This is a genomic window from Lysobacter rhizosphaerae, from assembly GCF_054779795.1.
Window position 1 is genome coordinate 522026 of sequence record NZ_BAAGXO010000007.1, and the last position, 14693, is coordinate 536718.

The following is a 14693-nucleotide window of genomic DNA, read 5'->3' on the forward strand; positions in this document are numbered from 1 at the left end:
CGCCCGCTGGACACTGCCATGACCGCCCCGCCATGACCGCCGCCGTCCTGTCCCCGCTGATTCCGTTCCGCAGCCGCCGCCCGCTGCCCGGGTTCGGGCTGAGCCTCGGACTGGGCATGGCCTGGCTCGGCGTGGTGGTGTTGCTGCCGCTGCTCGCGCTCGCCGTGCGTGCGGCCGGGCTCGGCGGCGATGGCTGGCTGCGCGCGATCCACGACCCGCGCGTGCAGGCGGCGCTGAAGCTCAGCTTCGGCGCCGCACTGGCAGCGGCGCTGCTCGCCCTCGTCGCCGGCGCGATCGTCGCCTGGGTGCTGGTGCGCTATCGCTTTCCCGGTCGCCGCGTGCTCGATGCGCTGGTCGACCTGCCGTTCGCCTTGCCCACCGCCGTCGCCGGCATCGCCCTGACCGCGATCTATTCCGGCAACGGCTGGGTGGGACGGTTCACCGAGCAGGCGGGACTGAAGATCGCCTACACACCGATCGGCATCGTCATCGCGCTGGTGTTCATCGGCCTGCCCTTCGCCGTGCGCACGGTGCAGCCGGTACTGGAAGCGCTGGGCCACGAACAGGAGGAAGCCGCGGCATCGCTGGGTGCCTCGCGCTTCACCACGTTGCGCCGGGTGATCCTGCCGGAACTGCTGCCGGCCCTGCTCACCGGTTTCTCGCTGGCCTTCGCGCGCGCGCTGGGCGAGTACGGCTCGGTGATCTTCATCGCCGGCAACAAGCCGTACGCGACCGAGATCGCGCCGCTGCTGATCACCATCCGCCTGGAGGAGTACGACTACAACGGCGCGATCGCCATCGCCGCGCTGCTGCTCGCGGCATCGTTCGTCTGCCTGCTGGCGATCAATGCGATCCCGTCGCTGTTCGCGCACGAGCGCCGGGAGAAACCACATGGCTGACGCGAACGTCGACGGCGCCCTGCACTCACCGACGTGGCTGCGCACGGCGCTAATAGTGCTTGCCGTGCTGATCATGCTCGGCCTGGTCGTGCTGCCGCTGCTGATGGTGCTCGGCGCCGCGTTCGGCGAAGGCTTCAAGGCGTGGTGGACGGCCCTGCGCGAACCCGATGCGCGCGCGGCGCTGCGACTGACCTTGTTCACCGCGGCGATCGTGATTCCGGTGAACGCGGTCTTCGGCACGCTTATGGCGTGGGCGGTGACGCGCTTCGACTTCCGCTTCAAGAAACTGCTGCTGTCGCTGATCGACCTGCCGTTCGCGGTATCGCCGGTCGTCGCTGGCCTGTGCCTGGTGCTGTTGTTCAGCACGACCCATGGCTGGTTCGCGTCGCTGCTCGAACACTTCGACGTCAAGATCCTGTTCGCGCGACCGGGCATCGTACTGGCCACCTTGTTCATCACGTTCCCGTTCGTGGTGCGCGAGCTGATCCCGCTCATGCAGCAGCAGGGCAGCGACGAGGAACTCGCGGCGCGTTCGCTCGGCGCGGGGGCATGGACCATGTTCCGCCGCGTCACCCTGCCCAACATCAAGTGGGGTCTGCTCTACGGCGTGCTCCTGTGCGGCGCGCGCTCGATGGGCGAGTTCGGCGCGGTATCGGTGGTGTCCGGGCACATCCGCGGCCTGACCAACACGCTGCCGCTGCACATCGAGATCCTCTACAACGAGTTCGACAGCACGGCGGCGTTCGCGGCGGCGTCGTTGTTGAGCGGCTTGGCGCTGGTGACTTTGATCATCAAGTTCTGGCTGGAGGCCAGGCATGGCGATGCGCTGGCTAAGACGCATCGGAGGCATTGAATGAACGTTGTTCGGGTAGATTTCGAGAAGGCCAAAGCGCCACGCACCGGGAATTTTCCACCCGGGGCGCCGGTGCTGGTACAACATGACCCCACCCTTCCAGCAGCGCGGCGCGGAATGGACCTGCACATTCGCCAGCTCAGCAAGCGCTACACCGATGTCGCCGCGCTGGACGCGGTCGACCTCGACATCGCTTCGGGTGAACTGGTCGCGCTGCTCGGCCCCTCGGGCTCGGGCAAGACCACGCTGCTGCGCGTGATCGCCGGCCTGCTGCACGCCGACAGCGGCCAGGTGCTGTTTGGCGACACCGATGCCACGCGCCTGAGCCTGCGCGAACGCAACGTCGGTTTCGTGTTCCAGCATTACGCGCTGTTCAAGCACATGACCGTGGCCGAGAACGTCGCCTTCGGCCTGCGCAGCCGGCCGCGCTCGAAGCGTCCGGACAAGGCGACGATCGCGGGCCGCGTCGAGGAACTGCTGACACTGATCCAGCTGGCGGAACTGGGCGAACGCTATCCGGAGCAGTTGTCCGGTGGCCAGCGCCAGCGCGTCGCCCTGGCGCGCGCACTCGCGATCGACCCCACCGTGCTGCTGCTCGACGAACCCTTCGGCGCGCTGGATGCCAAAGTCCGTGTCGACCTGCGCCGCTGGCTGCGGCGCCTGCACGAGCAGACTGGACAGACCACGCTGTTCGTCACCCACGACCAGGAGGAAGCGCTCGAACTCGCCGACCGCGTGGTGGTGCTGCGCGAAGGCCGCATCGAGCAGGTCGGCACGCCGCACGAGATCTACAGCGCGCCGGCGTCGGAATACGTGTTCGATTTCATCGGCCGCGCCAATGCCGTCGAGGGCCGGTTCGACGGCGGCAACTTCGTCGCCATCGGACACGAGCTGCGGCTGCCGATCGAAGGCGGCGCACCCTTGGCCGGGTCGACGCAACCCGCGCGCCTGTACGTGCGCCCGCACGACCTCGCCATCGTCCCCACGGACGAAGGCTGGTCCGCGAGGGTCGCGGCCGCGCACCGCCTCGCCGATCGCATCACCCTGGAGCTCGATGTCGAGCACCAGCCGCGCCCGCTGGAACTCGACTTCGCAGCCACCCCGGACGTCGAAATCCCCGCCGTGGGCCAGACCATCGCCGTCGCACCACTGCGCTACCGGGTCTATCCGTCCGCGCCGGCAACCACCCCAGGCGCGCCGCGGGGGCGGTAGCGGCATGCGGTCGGTTTCGCCGCAACAACCCCGGGCGCGGCCCTCGGTCCTGCCCGGCCTTGGAACCGCTGTGTCCTGTTCGCGCAAGGCCCGCACCGCGGGCGCAGCGTAGAATTGCCGCATGAGCTATCCCTACACCCGCCCGCGGCGGATGCGCCGCGACGACTTCTCGCGCCGGCTGATGCGCGAGACCGTGCTCACCGCGAACGACCTGATCTACCCGGTCTTCGTCCACGAACTCAAGGGCCGCGAAGCCATCGCTTCGATGCCCGGCATCGAGCGCGTCTCCATCGACGAGCTGCTGAAGGTCGCCGAGCAGGCCAGCGAACTGCGCGTGCCCGCGCTCGCTCTGTTCCCGGTCACCGCGCCGGAAGCCAAGTCGCTGACCGCCGAAGCCGCGTGGGCCGACGACGGCCTGGTGCAGCGCGCGGTGCAGGCGCTCAAGCAGCGCTTCCCGGAACTGGGCGTGATTACCGACGTCGCCCTGGATCCTTACACCACGCACGGCCAGGACGGCCTGATCGACGAGAGCGGCTACGTGCTCAACGATGAGACCGTCGAGGCACTGGTGCAGCAGGCGCTGTCGCACGCGCGCGCCGGCGCCGACATCGTCGCGCCCAGCGACATGATGGACGGCCGCATCGGCGCCATCCGCGGCGAACTGGAAGGCGAAGGCCACGTCCATACGCGCATCCTCGCCTACAGCGCGAAGTACGCGAGTGCGTTCTACGGGCCGTTCCGCGATGCAGTGGGTTCCGCCGCCGCGCTCGGCAAGGGCAACAAGTACACCTACCAGATGGACCCGGCGAATTCCGACGAGGCCCTGCAGGAAGTCGCGCAGGACCTGCAGGAAGGCGCGGACATGGTGATGGTGAAGCCGGGCCTGCCCTATCTCGACATCGTGCGGCGGGTGAAGGACGAATTCGGCGTTCCGACCTTCGTCTACCAGGTCAGCGGCGAGTACGCGATGCTCAAGGCGGCCGCGCTCAACGGCTGGATCAACGAACGCGCGTGCGCGCTCGAGGCGCTGACCTCGATCAAACGCGCCGGTGCCGATGGCGTGCTCAGCTATTTCGCGCTGGATGCGGCGCGCTGGTTGCGCGAAGACTGACCGGCCCTGCTTTAACGCCGGCCCGCTGCTGCACGCCCGTTACTGCACGCCCGTTACTGCACGCCCGTTACTGCACGCAGCCGGGCTTGCCGCTGACCGTCGGCGCCTTCATCCGGTAGATGTCGAGCTTGCCGGCACTGGGCGCGCGGGCCTTGCCGGTGACCAGCAGTTCGCCCGGCTTGTTCCAGTCGATGCCCGGACCCAGCGTCCACGCCTCGGCGCTGTTGAACGACAACGGCAGCGCTGCCGCGTCGGCATAACGCTGGCCGTCGCATTGCGCGAGGAACAATTGCATCGGCTTGTCGTCGGCATTGTCCGAACGGGTGAATACGATCGCCTTGCCGCCGTCCAGCCACGCCGCATCGAACTCATCGCCGCGCGTGTTCACGCCCGGCAGCGGCTTGCGGTCGCCGAACGCGCTGCCGTCCCAGCGCGCGACGAACAGGTCGTGGCGTCCCGCACCACCGAAACCGTTGCTGGCGAACAGCAGCGACTTGCCGTCGCGACTGGGCGCCGGCGCCCATTCGTCGCCCTTGCTGTTGACCCCGGGACCGAGGTTCTCCGCGTTGCCGAAGCCGCCGTCCGCGCGCACCGCGACCCGGTACAGGTCGTCGCCGCCCACACCGCCATCGCGATTGGAGAAGAAATACAGCCAGCGCCCGTCGGCGCTGAAGGCCGGATCGAAATCGTTCGCCGTCGTGTTGATCGGCAAGGGTTGCGGGTCCTGCCAGCGCCCCTGCTTGAGGGTCGCCTGCCACAGGTCCCAGCCACCCTTGCCACCGGCGCGATCGGTACTGCCCCAGACGATGCGCTGGCCGTCGGCGGTGACCGTCGCGCGGACTTCCGATGCCGGCGTCGACACCACGTGCATGCCCTCGATGCCGAATTCGGCCAGGTAGGCGTGGGCGCCGAACGAGAGCAGGCCGGCGAGCAGGACCAATCCGGTCAAGGAAGATCCGGTCAAGGAGGCGGAGTGGCGGCGCATCGTGGCGTCCCTCGTGAACGAGGCGTCAATGTGCCGGACTTGCTGACTCCCCGCCATCGCAAAACCTGTCGCTGGCGCACAGTTCGCGATGGCAGGCGTAGACTCGCAGCCGACGCGGCCGGCCCGCCATTCGCTTCGCGTTCCGTCCAGTACGCACGGCTGCGCAGCGCACCCCGACCGGTACGCGGCCGGCCCAACCGTTCATCCATTCGCGCGAGGCTTTCATGTCCGTCCAGCGCTACGCCGTCATCGGCCATCCCGTCGCCCACTCGCTGTCGCCGCGCATCCATGCCGCCTTCGCGCGCCAGACCGGCATCGGACTGGAATACGCCGCGATCGATGCCGCGCCGGAAGACTTCGATGCCGCGCTGGCCGCATTCGCCGCCGAAGGTGGCGTCGGCGCCAACATCACCCTGCCGCACAAGCTTCGTGCCGCGCAGATCTGCACCTATCTCAGCGAAGCGGCGCAACGCGCCGGCGCGGTGAACACGCTGACTCGCGCAGCGACGGGCTGGCAGGGCGACAACACCGACGGCGTCGGCCTGGTGCGTGACCTCACCGAGCGCCACGGCCTCGACCTGCGCGCGCGCCGCACCCTGTTGATCGGCGCCGGTGGCGCGGCGCGCGGCGTCGCGCCAGCCCTGCTCGATGCCGGGATCGGCGGTCTCTACATCGTCAACCGCACTCCCGAACGCGCCGACGCGCTCGCCGACATGCTCGCCCTGCCCGGCCGCGTGCATCCGCGCTACCTCAAGGACGTGGGCACGCTGGGCAATTTCGATCTCGTCATCAATGCGACGTCGGCCTCGCGCGGCGACCCGCTGCAATCGTTGCCGACGCTGCCGGTCAACCTCATCGCGCCGCGTGGCGCCGCGGTCGACCTGAGTTACGGCGAAGCGGCGATCCCCTTCCTCGCCTGGGCGCGCTCGGCCCGCGCGCACGACTGCATCGATGGCCTGGGCATGCTGGTCGAACAGGCCGCGGAGAGCTTCCAGCGCTGGCACAAGGTCCGTCCGGAAACCGATGCGGTCTACGCGAAGTTGCGGGATCGCGAACCGATCCTCGTGACCGCCGACTGAGGCGACGCCGTTCGATGGACTGCCGCGACCGCTGCGGCGCGTGCTGCATCGCGCCTTCGATCACCTCGCCGATCCCGGGCATGCCGCATGGCAAGCCGGCGGGCATTCCGTGCGTGCAGCTGGACGATGCGTTGCGCTGCCGGCTGTTCGGCAAACCCGAGCGACCTGCGTTTTGTGCCTCGCTGCAACCGCACGCGTCCATGTGCGGTGCATCGCGCGACGAGGCCATGACGACGCTGACCGAGCTCGAGTACGCCACGCGTCCGGACTGAGGACGCGACGCGGCACGGTTGGCCTACGGCACAGTCCCGGCCGCCGGCGTCGAGTGCTGCAGGTCGGCCGCATCGTCGTTGTGTACTTCGACCGGGGGCATTCCCGCCGCTGCCACGATCGGCACGACCCCGGCAGGCGCATGCGGCGAAGCTGGAGTTGCCGCCCCGGTGGCGCCGCCGTCGCGGGCCAGCACAGTCTCGGTTTCGAAGTAGTTCGCCATGTCCAGCCCGATCCTGGTGGCAACGCCGAGCACGATGGCCGCGATGATCCCGGCGAAGGTCAAGGCGAGCTTTGCCCAGCGGGCGGTGGCAATGGTGGTATCCATGGGTCTTCCTGCGGGGGACCCATTGCACGTCGCCGGCTGTGCCGACGACGTGAAGTGCAGGCGAGTCGCGCAAGGAGCTTCAGTGCGGCTTCACCGCCGTGACCGGCATGCATGCAGCGTCAGCGCATAAAAACCCGCGCGTGCGTATTCGCTCGTTGCAGGCCGCCCTGCGATGTGGCCGCCTTTCGCGCTGCGCGCATCGACACCCTGAAATCGCAGGCGCGCTGCTACCCCGTCTTCAACCCAGCGTGAAAGTGAAGCCCGCCTTGCACTTTGCCGGCACGGCCTCGTCACCGGCCCGCGCGGGCGTGAAGCGCCACGAGCGCACCGCTAAAGTCATGTGCTCGCCAAACGACACGGGCGTAGTAACCGTGGACTGGATGGCATCCGTACTGCCATCGGCACCTACCGTGAAGGTCGATGTCACCGGCCATTCCATCGGCAGATGACGGACCTTGCGATCCTCGATCAGCGCCGGGTTCAACATGCTGATCGGATATACCGGCGCCTTGCCCGAGGCCAGCTGCGGCGGTTCCTCGTATTCGCCCTCACAGACCACGCGATAGCGCGCTGGATTGATACTGGTGTTGGCACGGAAGGTGGTGGGCTGTGACACGCAGCCCGCCATGGAAACAGACAGCAGGAGCAGGGAAATTCCGGTGATGTTTGGATTCATAGCAGTCCGTCCCGTTTGATTGCGAGATATTTCTCCACCAGCGCCGCGGCTAGCTGCCCGCAGGCCACATCCAGCACCATCACTCCGTGGCTGCGCAACGCATCGTGCGCGGCGTTGCGCTGGGCGAGGTACTGCGCCGTGGCCCCGGCGCGGATGGCGGACGGCAGGTCGTGCACGTCCTGCGCCAGCGTGGCATCGAGCGAGCCCTCGCGCAGGCTGGCGACGCAGACCAGGTGGCGCTTGCGCAGCATCTGCACCGCCGCGAGCAGGTCGTCCATGTCCTCGTCGCGCAGGTTGGTCACCAGCATCACCAGCGCGCGGCGGCGCTGGCGCAACGACAACTCGGTCGCGGCCTGCAGGAAATCGGTGGCGACGGGCTTGGGCTGCAGCGCGTAAGTCGCGCGCAACAGATTGTCGATCGCGCCGACGCCGCGTTGCGGCGGCACCCAGGCACTGTCGCCGCCGCTGGCCAGCAGGCCGACGCCATCGCCCTGGCGCAGCGCGAGGTACGACACCACCAGCGACGCATCCAGCACGTGGTCGAAGTGGGCGAGTTCGCCGTCGCGCGCGAGCAGGCGCCGGCCGGTATCGAGCATCAGCACCAGCTGCTGGTTCTTTTCGTCCTGGTATTCGCGCGAGATCAGGCGCCGCGCGCGCGCCGTCGCCTTCCAGTCGATCTGGCGCAGGCTGTCGCCGACGCGGTATTCGCGCATCTGATGGAAGTCGGTGCCTTCGCCGCGGCGCCGCTTCACGTGCGCGCCGACCAGGCGCGAGGCCTGTTCCGCGCTGAACATCGCGAAGCGCGCGAGCGGTGCGAAGTTGGGGAACACCCGCACCCGTTGCGCCGCACCAGCGACGCGCGATTGCCACCACAACCGCCACGGCGAATGCAGGCGCAGCTGCACGCCGTCGAAGACGAAGTCGCCGCGCGCGGTGGCACGCAGGGTGTAGTCGAGGCTCGCGGCTTCGCCACGCCGCAGGCTCAGGCGGCGCGGCAGGCCCTGCATGGCCCAGCTCCCCGGATGCAGGTCGAATACGTCGACCTGCTGCGCGCGGCTGGCCTGCAGCTTCAGTGCCACCGGCCGCTCGACGCCGATCGGCCAGGTGTCCGGAACACGCCGCTGCACATCGGGCGTGGCGCTCTGCGTCACGCGGAGTGCGTCGAACGCCGCCACCAGCAGCAAGGCCACGCCGGCGGCCTGCCATGCCGACACCGGTGCGTACTCGATGCTGGCGGCGAGCCCCAGCGCCGCCCACAGCGCGAGCAGCACCAGCAGCGCCGGCGCGGGACGGGGCAGGCTGCGTATGCGCGATGGAAGCATCGGGCGTTCCATTCAATTCCGGTCCGCTACACCCTCCCCCGCTTGCGGGGGAGGGTTGGGCCCCTTCCCCCGCAAGCGGGGGAAGGGGCGGAAGGCGTGTGCGGTGCTCGTGCGCGTCATTGCCGTGGAGCTTCCACCTTCGACAGCAACGCATGCAGCACGTCGTCGGGTTCCTGGCCTTCGATCTGCAATTCCGGTGCCAGGGCGATGCGATGGCGCAGCGCCGGCTTGGCGATTTCGCGCACGTCGTCGGGAGTGACGAAGTCGCGGCCGGAGAGCACCGCCTGCGCGCGCGCCGCGCGCACCAGGGCGAGGCTGCCGCGCGGACCCGCGCCGAGCGCGATCCCGGCCCAGTCGCGTGTCGCGGCGGTGATCCGCACGGCGTAGTCGATCACCGCGTCGTCGACCGTCACCAGCGCGGTGCCGAGCTGCATCGCCACGATTTCCCCGGGCCCGACCACGCGCCGCACCTGCGACAGATCGAAGTCCGAGGCCATGCGGCCCTGGCTCACCGCCACCACCATCTTCTTCTCGTCGGCGCGCGAGGGATAACCGATCAGCACCTTGAGCAGGAAGCGGTCGAGCTGCGCTTCCGGCAGCGGATAGGTGCCTTCCTGCTCGACCGGGTTCTGCGTGGCCAGGGTCAGGAACGGCGGCGCCAGCTCGAAGCTGTGGCCCTCGATCGTGACCTGCATTTCCTGCATCGCCTCGAGCAGCGCCGACTGCGTCTTCGCCGGTGCGCGGTTGATCTCGTCGGCGAGCAGCAGGTTGGTGAAGACCGGGCCGCGGCGGATGTTGAAGGTCTCCGTCTTCGGGTCGTACACCGCGTGGCCGCTGATGTCGGAGGGCATCAGGTCCGGGGTGAACTGCACGCGGGCGTAGCCGCAGTCGAGCGTCTTCGCCAGCGCGCGCACCAGCAGGGTCTTGCCCAGGCCAGGCACGCCTTCGATCAGTGCATGGCCGCCGGCGAGCAGCGCGATCAGCACATGGTCGAGCGCATCGGCCTGGCCGATGAAGGCCTTGCCGACCTCGTCGCGGATCGCGGCGGCGCGTTGCGCCAGCGCTTCGCCCGTGATCGGCGTGATCGTGCGCGGCGCGGCCACGTGATCCGGAGCCAGGGGAGGAATCAGCGTGTCGCTCATAGTCGGTTTCTCAGTCGGATCAGGGTGGCGATGCGGGTACGGAAGGCGGTGTGGTCATTGGCGAACGGCGGCAGCAGGGCGTCGCGGATCTCCGCCGCCGGCACGTCGTTGAAGCGTTCGGTGAGCAGCATCAGCTGCGGCTCGCCCTGCAAGGCGGCGGCCTGCGGATCGCGGCGGCGCAGGCGCGCGAGGAAGGCGTTGCGCGCCGCGTCGTAGAGCAGGTGCGCGTAACCGTAGCGGTATGCGAGTTCGCCGCTGGCGACGATGTGCTCGAGCAGCGAACGCCGTTCGGTCGATGGCGCCGGCAGCCGCGGCCCGAAACGCTGCATGCGCCGCCACAGCCACAACAGCAGCGCGAGCAGCAGCGGCCCCCATGCCATCCAGCTGTGGCGGATGATCGTCGCCCACAGCGACGGCATCTGCGCGGCGTAGACCAGGTGTACGGTGCCGGCGCGATAGTTGGGCTGCAGCAGCTGGCGCGCCAGCAGGAAGCTGGCGGGGTCTTCGAGGTCGTCGCTGTCGAGGAAATCGAGGTCGGCCAGCACATCGACGCTGCCGTTGCCGCGGCGGATGCGCGCGAACACGTAGCCCGCCTTCAGGTCGCCCCAGCTGTACACCGGATTGGCGCCGGTGAGGGTGAACCGGCGCGCCCCGCAGAACAGCAGGCCCAGGTCTTCTACGCGCTCCGCCGGCGCCGCCGCGTCCGTCTGCACCGTCACGGCCTCGTCCGCCGCCGCGTCCGTGGCGGCGCGGTTTCCCTTCATCTCCGCGCACTCGCTGTTGTCGCGGCCCATCGGCATCAGCTGCAGGTCGGCAAACAACGGTACGGGCGTGTTCGTCGCCAGCAGCCCCAGCGGTGGCGTGCGCACGATCAGGTGGCCGCCGGCGTCCACCCAGCGCAGCAGTCCGGCGACTTCCGGCGCCGTCAGCGTGCGCGGGTCGTTGTAGATCACGACGGTGTCGCGCGTGGCCAGCGGCACGCTGGCTTCCTCCTTGCCGGCGCCGGGCAACAGTTGCAGGCGCCGGCGCGACCGCACGGCCACGCCGTCCTTCTGCAGCGACAGCTGCAGCGCGTACAGCGGATTGCGCCGCGCCTCGCCGGTACGCGGCATCTGGATGCGGCGCTCGACACGTTCGTGCGTATGCAGCCACCACGCTGCCAGTCCGCCGAGGACGACGATGCCCAGCAGGGTCAGCAGCGCGATGCGCATCGAGCCGGGACGCAGGGAGGACGTTGCGTTCATGCCGCCGCTCCCGCCCAGAACCGCTGCGCCAACTGTGTCAGCAGTTCCTCGAATTCCTCGCCGGCGGGCAGGCCGTGCGCATAGGCGGCGGTCTGCCACACGCGCACGACCCGCGCGAATGCCTCGCGATCGGCCGCGGCCGGCAACTGGCGCGACGCGCGCAGCGTGTGCGCCTCGGTCGCACCGGGCACGAGCACGACCTGCGCGCGCCGCGTCATCGCCTCGACGCTGGCGCGGTACACCAGGGCCAGCGCGTCGCGTTCGCGGCCCGCCCGCCACAGGCGGCGCGCGGCGGCCGGCACATCCTCCGGCAGCGGCGATTCCTCCACCACGGCTTCGCGTTGCACTTCGTCGGGGTCACGCGCGCGCCGGCGCTCCGGATCGCGGATCCAGCCCAGCCACTTCGGCGCAGTAACCAACAGCGCCAACACCAGGGCACCGACCACGATCCACAGACCGTACTCGCCGATGGACGCCAGCCATTCACCGAAGCGGCCAAAGTCGGCCGGTGGGCGCGGGCTGTCGGGATTCTTCGGCACCCACTGCGTCACGGTGCGCCGGGGGCTGACGGCCGGATCTTCGTACGTACGTTTGATCGCCTGGCGCCAGCCATCGTCGTCGACGACCTGCGGGCCAAAGACTTCGCGCAGGGTCGATTCGGCGCGTGGTGTCTGCCGCGCCGCAACCTCCGTGGCCGGCGGCGCGGGTGTCTCCTGGACGAAGGGTTCTTCCTGCTGCGCATGCGCGGGCAGCACGCCCAGCCCCAGTGCACACAACAGCAGCAGCGGCGCGACCGCATGGCTCAGGCGCGCGCGCAGGCGCCGCAGCACCATCTCGATGTCCCAGGCCTCGATCTCGGTGCGCCGGTTGAGGTAGAGGCCGAAGCCGGCGCCGACATAGAACGGCTCCAGCACGCTCGTCGATGCCCACATCAGCGCGTTGCTGGTGAACTGCACCCAGTCCTGCTGCGACTCGAACACGTTCCACATCCGCGCCGCGGTTTCCTGCACCAGGTCGTTGGGCGCGAACAGCATCACCGTGGACACCGCGCCCAGCAGCAGCGCGACCTCGAAATGCGCGAACACCAGCAGCACCAGCGAGGCCACGCCGTACACCGGCGAACCCAGGGCCCGGCGCCGCGCCCGCGCTTCCTCGCCGACGCCGCCTTCGAGCAGGTCCACCGGCAGGTACACCGCGCGCACCGGCCCCAGCCGGCGCCACAGGAGATAGGCTGGCATCCAGCGCCGGCCGAAACTCCATTGCGCGCGCACGGTTTCGCGCGGCGTCGGCACGTGGCCGAACACCGCGCGCGACAACACGTACAGCGGGATGCGGTCGAACAGCGGCTTCAGCCACCACATCACCAGACCGGCCAGCCAGACCACGCCGAGCCACCAGCACAATGCATTGACCAGCACCAGCATCGGCAGCGACACCAGCAGCCACGGCTTCCACACCGCGCCGGCATGGCGACGCACGAGCGCGGTGCCGAGTTCGACGGCTTCCCACGCAGTGCGTGGCCGCAGGGCGACGGTCAGATCCTCGATCCTCATGCGCGCCGCGTTCCCGTGCACAGGCGATGCCACGGCGTCATGGCGACAACTCCGCATGGCGACGGTTGCGCCCGCCGGCCAGCAGCCACACGAACACGGCGCTCCACAGCACCGCTGCCACCGAGTACTTCACCGTGGCCGGCATCCATCCGATCGAGGACCAGAACGCCTCGATGAAGGCGGCGACGAGCAACATCACCAGCACGCCCACGCTCAGCAGCGCGCCGCGGCGTCCGCCTTCGACCAGGGCATCGATGCGTCGCCGTTGTCCCGGCGCGATCAGGTTGAGGCCCAGGCGCAGTCCCGCGCCGCCGGCAATCACTATGGCGGTCAGCTCGAACGCCGCATGGCCGCAGACGAAGCGCCAGAACGGATCGCCATGGCCGACCGCCTGCAGGTGGCCGGCCACGGCGCCGGCGCGGATGCCTTCGTTCGCCAGCGCGAGCACCGGACCTAGCCCGACCAGCAATCCGCTGGCGAATACCTTGAAGCCGATGCTGATGTTGTTCCAGATATAGAAGCCGAACATCGCCACGTCGGTGCCGTTATCGCGGCCGAGCGCGCGCTGCGGGTCGTTCGGGTCGTACATGTCCTCGAAACCGGCGAGCTGCACCGGGTCGTACATCGCACTCGACAGATCGGGCTGGATCTGGATCGCGGTGTACATCGCCACCAGCGGCAGCACGAACAGCAGCATCGCCGCCAGCATCACGCCCTTCTCCGCGCGCACCAGGCGCGGGAACCCGGCCAGCACGAATTCCACCGCACGCCGCCAGCGCGGCGCGGGCGTGCGGTACAGCACGCCGTGGCCGCGTTGCATCAGCTGCTGCAGGCGCTCGGTCACCACCGCGCTGTAGCCGCGGCGGCGCGCCAGCGCAAGCTGCTGGCACAGGCGGCGGTACCGCGCGGGCATTTCGTGGTCGGCGAGGCCGTGCCAATCGCGCCGGTGCGCACGCGCCTTGCGCGCGCTGTCGCCACGCGCGTCCAGCCATTGCTCGAGCGCGACCCATTCGGCCTGGTGGCGACGGACGAATATTTCCTGCCTCATCTAGGGCCTGTTAATGCTTATGGCGCATGCCGCACCGGGCCTGAGGCCGTGCGGAGCAAGGAAGAGCGAGGGAGCGTATGTCGATACGCGACCGAGCGATGACGCCGCGCCGCGCGGCCTCAGGCCCGGCCCTTCGGGTTGCCCCTCAGTGGCCGCCATGCGGCGCCGCACAGCTTGACCTTGCAGGCAGCAAGGCGCTGCGCTGCGCAACGCCACCTGACGGCCACCGAGGGGCAATGCGACATGTGCCATAAGCATTAGCAGGCCCTAGCCCCGCCTTCCCAGCAGCCAGTTCGCGATGCCGTACAGGCGTGCCACAGCGAGCGGGCCACGGGCCTGCACCAGCGGCTCGGCGATATCGGCGAGCTCGACCTGGCGTTCCTGCGTGAGCTGCGGCCCGCGTTCGGCGAAGGCGACCAGCGCCGCCTGTTCGTGCGGTCGCAACGGTACGGCGGGCGCGAGCGCTGCGCCCACCGGCGCCGCCTGCGGTTCGTGCGGGCGCGCGTCGTGCACCACCAGCGTGCCCGCGACCATGTCGCCCAGGCGCCGGCCCCAGGGATCGGTGAGGCTGGCGACCAGTCCGGTCGCGTAACCGAACGGCAGCATGTCCACCGTGCGCAGCAGGTTGCGGGTGAAGGCGGCGAGCCAGCCCACCGGCGCGCCGTTGGCCGCGATGACACGCAGGCCCAATGCGCGCTTGCCCGGCGTGCGGCCGCGATCCAGGACTTCAAACAGCACGGGGTAAAACCAGAACACGACGAACATCAGCACGGCATACGGCCCGAAGCCCGCGGTGCCCAGCATCGCCAGCACCATGCTCGCGACCATCAGCACCCCTATGCGGATGGCCAGGTCGATCGCCCACGCCAGCGCACGCGGCACCGGCCCGGCCGCAGGCAGGTGCAGAGCCACGCCTTCGGGCGTGACTACTTCGCGGTAGGTGTCGAGCATCAGGCGTCGAGGGGATCAGT

At 69.4% G+C, this 14693-nt stretch carries 15 protein-coding genes; 6 read left to right on the forward strand and 9 right to left on the reverse strand.

The window, feature by feature from the left end; all coding sequences use genetic code 11:
• Positions 1 to 32 precede the first annotated feature (32 nt).
• From cysT to hemB, 4 genes are all read left to right on the forward strand, one after another.
• Entirely contained in the window at positions 33 to 899 is an 867-nt protein-coding gene (gene cysT, locus ACYVGE_RS11455) for a sulfate ABC transporter permease subunit CysT (protein WP_460729986.1), read from the forward strand.
• Positions 892 to 1752 carry a sulfate ABC transporter permease subunit CysW gene (gene cysW / locus ACYVGE_RS11460; protein WP_460729988.1) on the forward strand — a complete coding sequence of 287 codons (861 nt, stop codon included), beginning with the start codon at positions 892 to 894 and terminating at the stop codon, positions 1750 to 1752. Before cysT ends, cysW begins: the two co-directional genes overlap by 8 nt.
• A gap of 117 nt (positions 1753 to 1869) precedes the next feature.
• Positions 1870 to 2964: a sulfate/molybdate ABC transporter ATP-binding protein gene (locus ACYVGE_RS11465; RefSeq protein WP_460729990.1), complete on the forward strand. Its 1095-nt coding sequence runs from the start codon at positions 1870 to 1872 to the stop codon at positions 2962 to 2964.
• A 121-nt stretch (positions 2965 to 3085) separates the two neighbouring features.
• Complete coding sequence (gene hemB, locus ACYVGE_RS11470) at positions 3086 to 4075, forward strand: porphobilinogen synthase (RefSeq protein WP_457096198.1); 990 nt, start codon at positions 3086 to 3088, stop codon at positions 4073 to 4075.
• A 67-nt stretch (positions 4076 to 4142) separates the two neighbouring features.
• Here hemB and ACYVGE_RS11475 read toward each other — a convergent pair whose 3' ends face one another.
• Positions 4143 to 5060 (reverse strand): TolB family protein, encoded by a 918-nt coding sequence (locus tag ACYVGE_RS11475; protein ID WP_460729993.1) that lies wholly within the window; start codon positions 5058 to 5060, stop codon positions 4143 to 4145.
• 224 nt (positions 5061 to 5284) lie between these two features.
• Between ACYVGE_RS11475 and aroE the strand changes: the two genes are divergently transcribed.
• Both aroE and ACYVGE_RS11485 read left to right on the forward strand, forming a co-directional pair.
• Positions 5285 to 6139 carry a shikimate dehydrogenase gene (gene aroE / locus ACYVGE_RS11480; RefSeq protein ID WP_460729995.1) on the forward strand — a complete coding sequence of 285 codons (855 nt, stop codon included), beginning with the start codon at positions 5285 to 5287 and terminating at the stop codon, positions 6137 to 6139.
• Positions 6140 to 6153: 14 nt separating this feature from the next.
• Entirely contained in the window at positions 6154 to 6411 is a 258-nt protein-coding gene (locus ACYVGE_RS11485) for a YkgJ family cysteine cluster protein (protein WP_460729997.1), read from the forward strand.
• A gap of 23 nt (positions 6412 to 6434) precedes the next feature.
• Here the strand turns inward: ACYVGE_RS11485 and ACYVGE_RS11490 are convergent, their stop codons facing one another.
• The 8 genes from ACYVGE_RS11490 to ACYVGE_RS11525 form a co-directional block, all read right to left on the reverse strand.
• Positions 6435 to 6737 (reverse strand): hypothetical protein, encoded by a 303-nt coding sequence (locus tag ACYVGE_RS11490; protein ID WP_460729999.1) that lies wholly within the window; start codon positions 6735 to 6737, stop codon positions 6435 to 6437.
• 238 nt (positions 6738 to 6975) lie between these two features.
• On the reverse strand, positions 6976 to 7413 hold the full coding sequence (locus ACYVGE_RS11495; RefSeq protein WP_460730001.1) for a hypothetical protein: 438 nt from the start codon (positions 7411 to 7413) through the stop codon (positions 6976 to 6978).
• On the reverse strand, positions 7410 to 8735 hold the full coding sequence (locus tag ACYVGE_RS11500) for a DUF58 domain-containing protein (protein WP_460730003.1): 1326 nt from the start codon (positions 8733 to 8735) through the stop codon (positions 7410 to 7412). Before ACYVGE_RS11500 ends, ACYVGE_RS11495 begins: the two co-directional genes overlap by 4 nt.
• 116 nt (positions 8736 to 8851) lie before the next feature.
• Positions 8852 to 9877 carry an AAA family ATPase gene (locus tag ACYVGE_RS11505; RefSeq protein WP_460730005.1) on the reverse strand — a complete coding sequence of 342 codons (1026 nt, stop codon included), beginning with the start codon at positions 9875 to 9877 and terminating at the stop codon, positions 8852 to 8854.
• The gene (locus tag ACYVGE_RS11510) at positions 9874 to 11121 is read right to left on the reverse strand and encodes a DUF4350 domain-containing protein (protein WP_460730007.1); all 1248 of its coding nucleotides are present in this window, start codon (positions 11119 to 11121) and stop codon (positions 9874 to 9876) included. Before ACYVGE_RS11510 ends, ACYVGE_RS11505 begins: the two co-directional genes overlap by 4 nt.
• The gene (locus tag ACYVGE_RS11515) at positions 11118 to 12674 is read right to left on the reverse strand and encodes a DUF4129 domain-containing protein (RefSeq protein ID WP_460730009.1); all 1557 of its coding nucleotides are present in this window, start codon (positions 12672 to 12674) and stop codon (positions 11118 to 11120) included. Before ACYVGE_RS11515 ends, ACYVGE_RS11510 begins: the two co-directional genes overlap by 4 nt.
• A 37-nt stretch (positions 12675 to 12711) precedes the next feature.
• On the reverse strand, positions 12712 to 13722 hold the full coding sequence (locus ACYVGE_RS11520) for a stage II sporulation protein M (protein ID WP_460730011.1): 1011 nt from the start codon (positions 13720 to 13722) through the stop codon (positions 12712 to 12714).
• Positions 13723 to 13989: 267 nt separating this feature from the next.
• Positions 13990 to 14673: an RDD family protein gene (locus ACYVGE_RS11525; protein WP_457096188.1), complete on the reverse strand. Its 684-nt coding sequence runs from the start codon at positions 14671 to 14673 to the stop codon at positions 13990 to 13992.
• Positions 14674 to 14693 lie beyond the last annotated feature (20 nt).

Bases quoted from the DNA above. Each gene is read 5' to 3' on its own strand.
- cysT (WP_460729986.1), top strand. From the start codon at position 33: ATGACCGCCGCCGTCCTGTCCCCGCTGATTCCGTTCCGCAGCCGCCGC.
- cysW (WP_460729988.1), top strand. From the start codon at position 892: ATGGCTGACGCGAACGTCGACGGCGCCCTGCACTCACCGACGTGGCTG.
- ACYVGE_RS11465 (WP_460729990.1), top strand. From the start codon at position 1,870: ATGGACCTGCACATTCGCCAGCTCAGCAAGCGCTACACCGATGTCGCC.
- hemB (WP_457096198.1), top strand. From the start codon at position 3,086: ATGAGCTATCCCTACACCCGCCCGCGGCGGATGCGCCGCGACGACTTC.
- ACYVGE_RS11475 (WP_460729993.1), bottom strand. From the start codon at position 5,060: ATGCGCCGCCACTCCGCCTCCTTGACCGGATCTTCCTTGACCGGATTG.
- aroE (WP_460729995.1), top strand. From the start codon at position 5,285: ATGTCCGTCCAGCGCTACGCCGTCATCGGCCATCCCGTCGCCCACTCG.
- ACYVGE_RS11485 (WP_460729997.1), top strand. From the start codon at position 6,154: ATGGACTGCCGCGACCGCTGCGGCGCGTGCTGCATCGCGCCTTCGATC.
- ACYVGE_RS11490 (WP_460729999.1), bottom strand. From the start codon at position 6,737: ATGGATACCACCATTGCCACCGCCCGCTGGGCAAAGCTCGCCTTGACC.
- ACYVGE_RS11495 (WP_460730001.1), bottom strand. From the start codon at position 7,413: ATGAATCCAAACATCACCGGAATTTCCCTGCTCCTGCTGTCTGTTTCC.
- ACYVGE_RS11500 (WP_460730003.1), bottom strand. From the start codon at position 8,735: ATGCTTCCATCGCGCATACGCAGCCTGCCCCGTCCCGCGCCGGCGCTG.
- ACYVGE_RS11505 (WP_460730005.1), bottom strand. From the start codon at position 9,877: ATGAGCGACACGCTGATTCCTCCCCTGGCTCCGGATCACGTGGCCGCG.
- ACYVGE_RS11510 (WP_460730007.1), bottom strand. From the start codon at position 11,121: ATGAACGCAACGTCCTCCCTGCGTCCCGGCTCGATGCGCATCGCGCTG.
- ACYVGE_RS11515 (WP_460730009.1), bottom strand. From the start codon at position 12,674: ATGAGGATCGAGGATCTGACCGTCGCCCTGCGGCCACGCACTGCGTGG.
- ACYVGE_RS11520 (WP_460730011.1), bottom strand. From the start codon at position 13,722: ATGAGGCAGGAAATATTCGTCCGTCGCCACCAGGCCGAATGGGTCGCG.
- ACYVGE_RS11525 (WP_457096188.1), bottom strand. From the start codon at position 14,673: ATGCTCGACACCTACCGCGAAGTAGTCACGCCCGAAGGCGTGGCTCTG.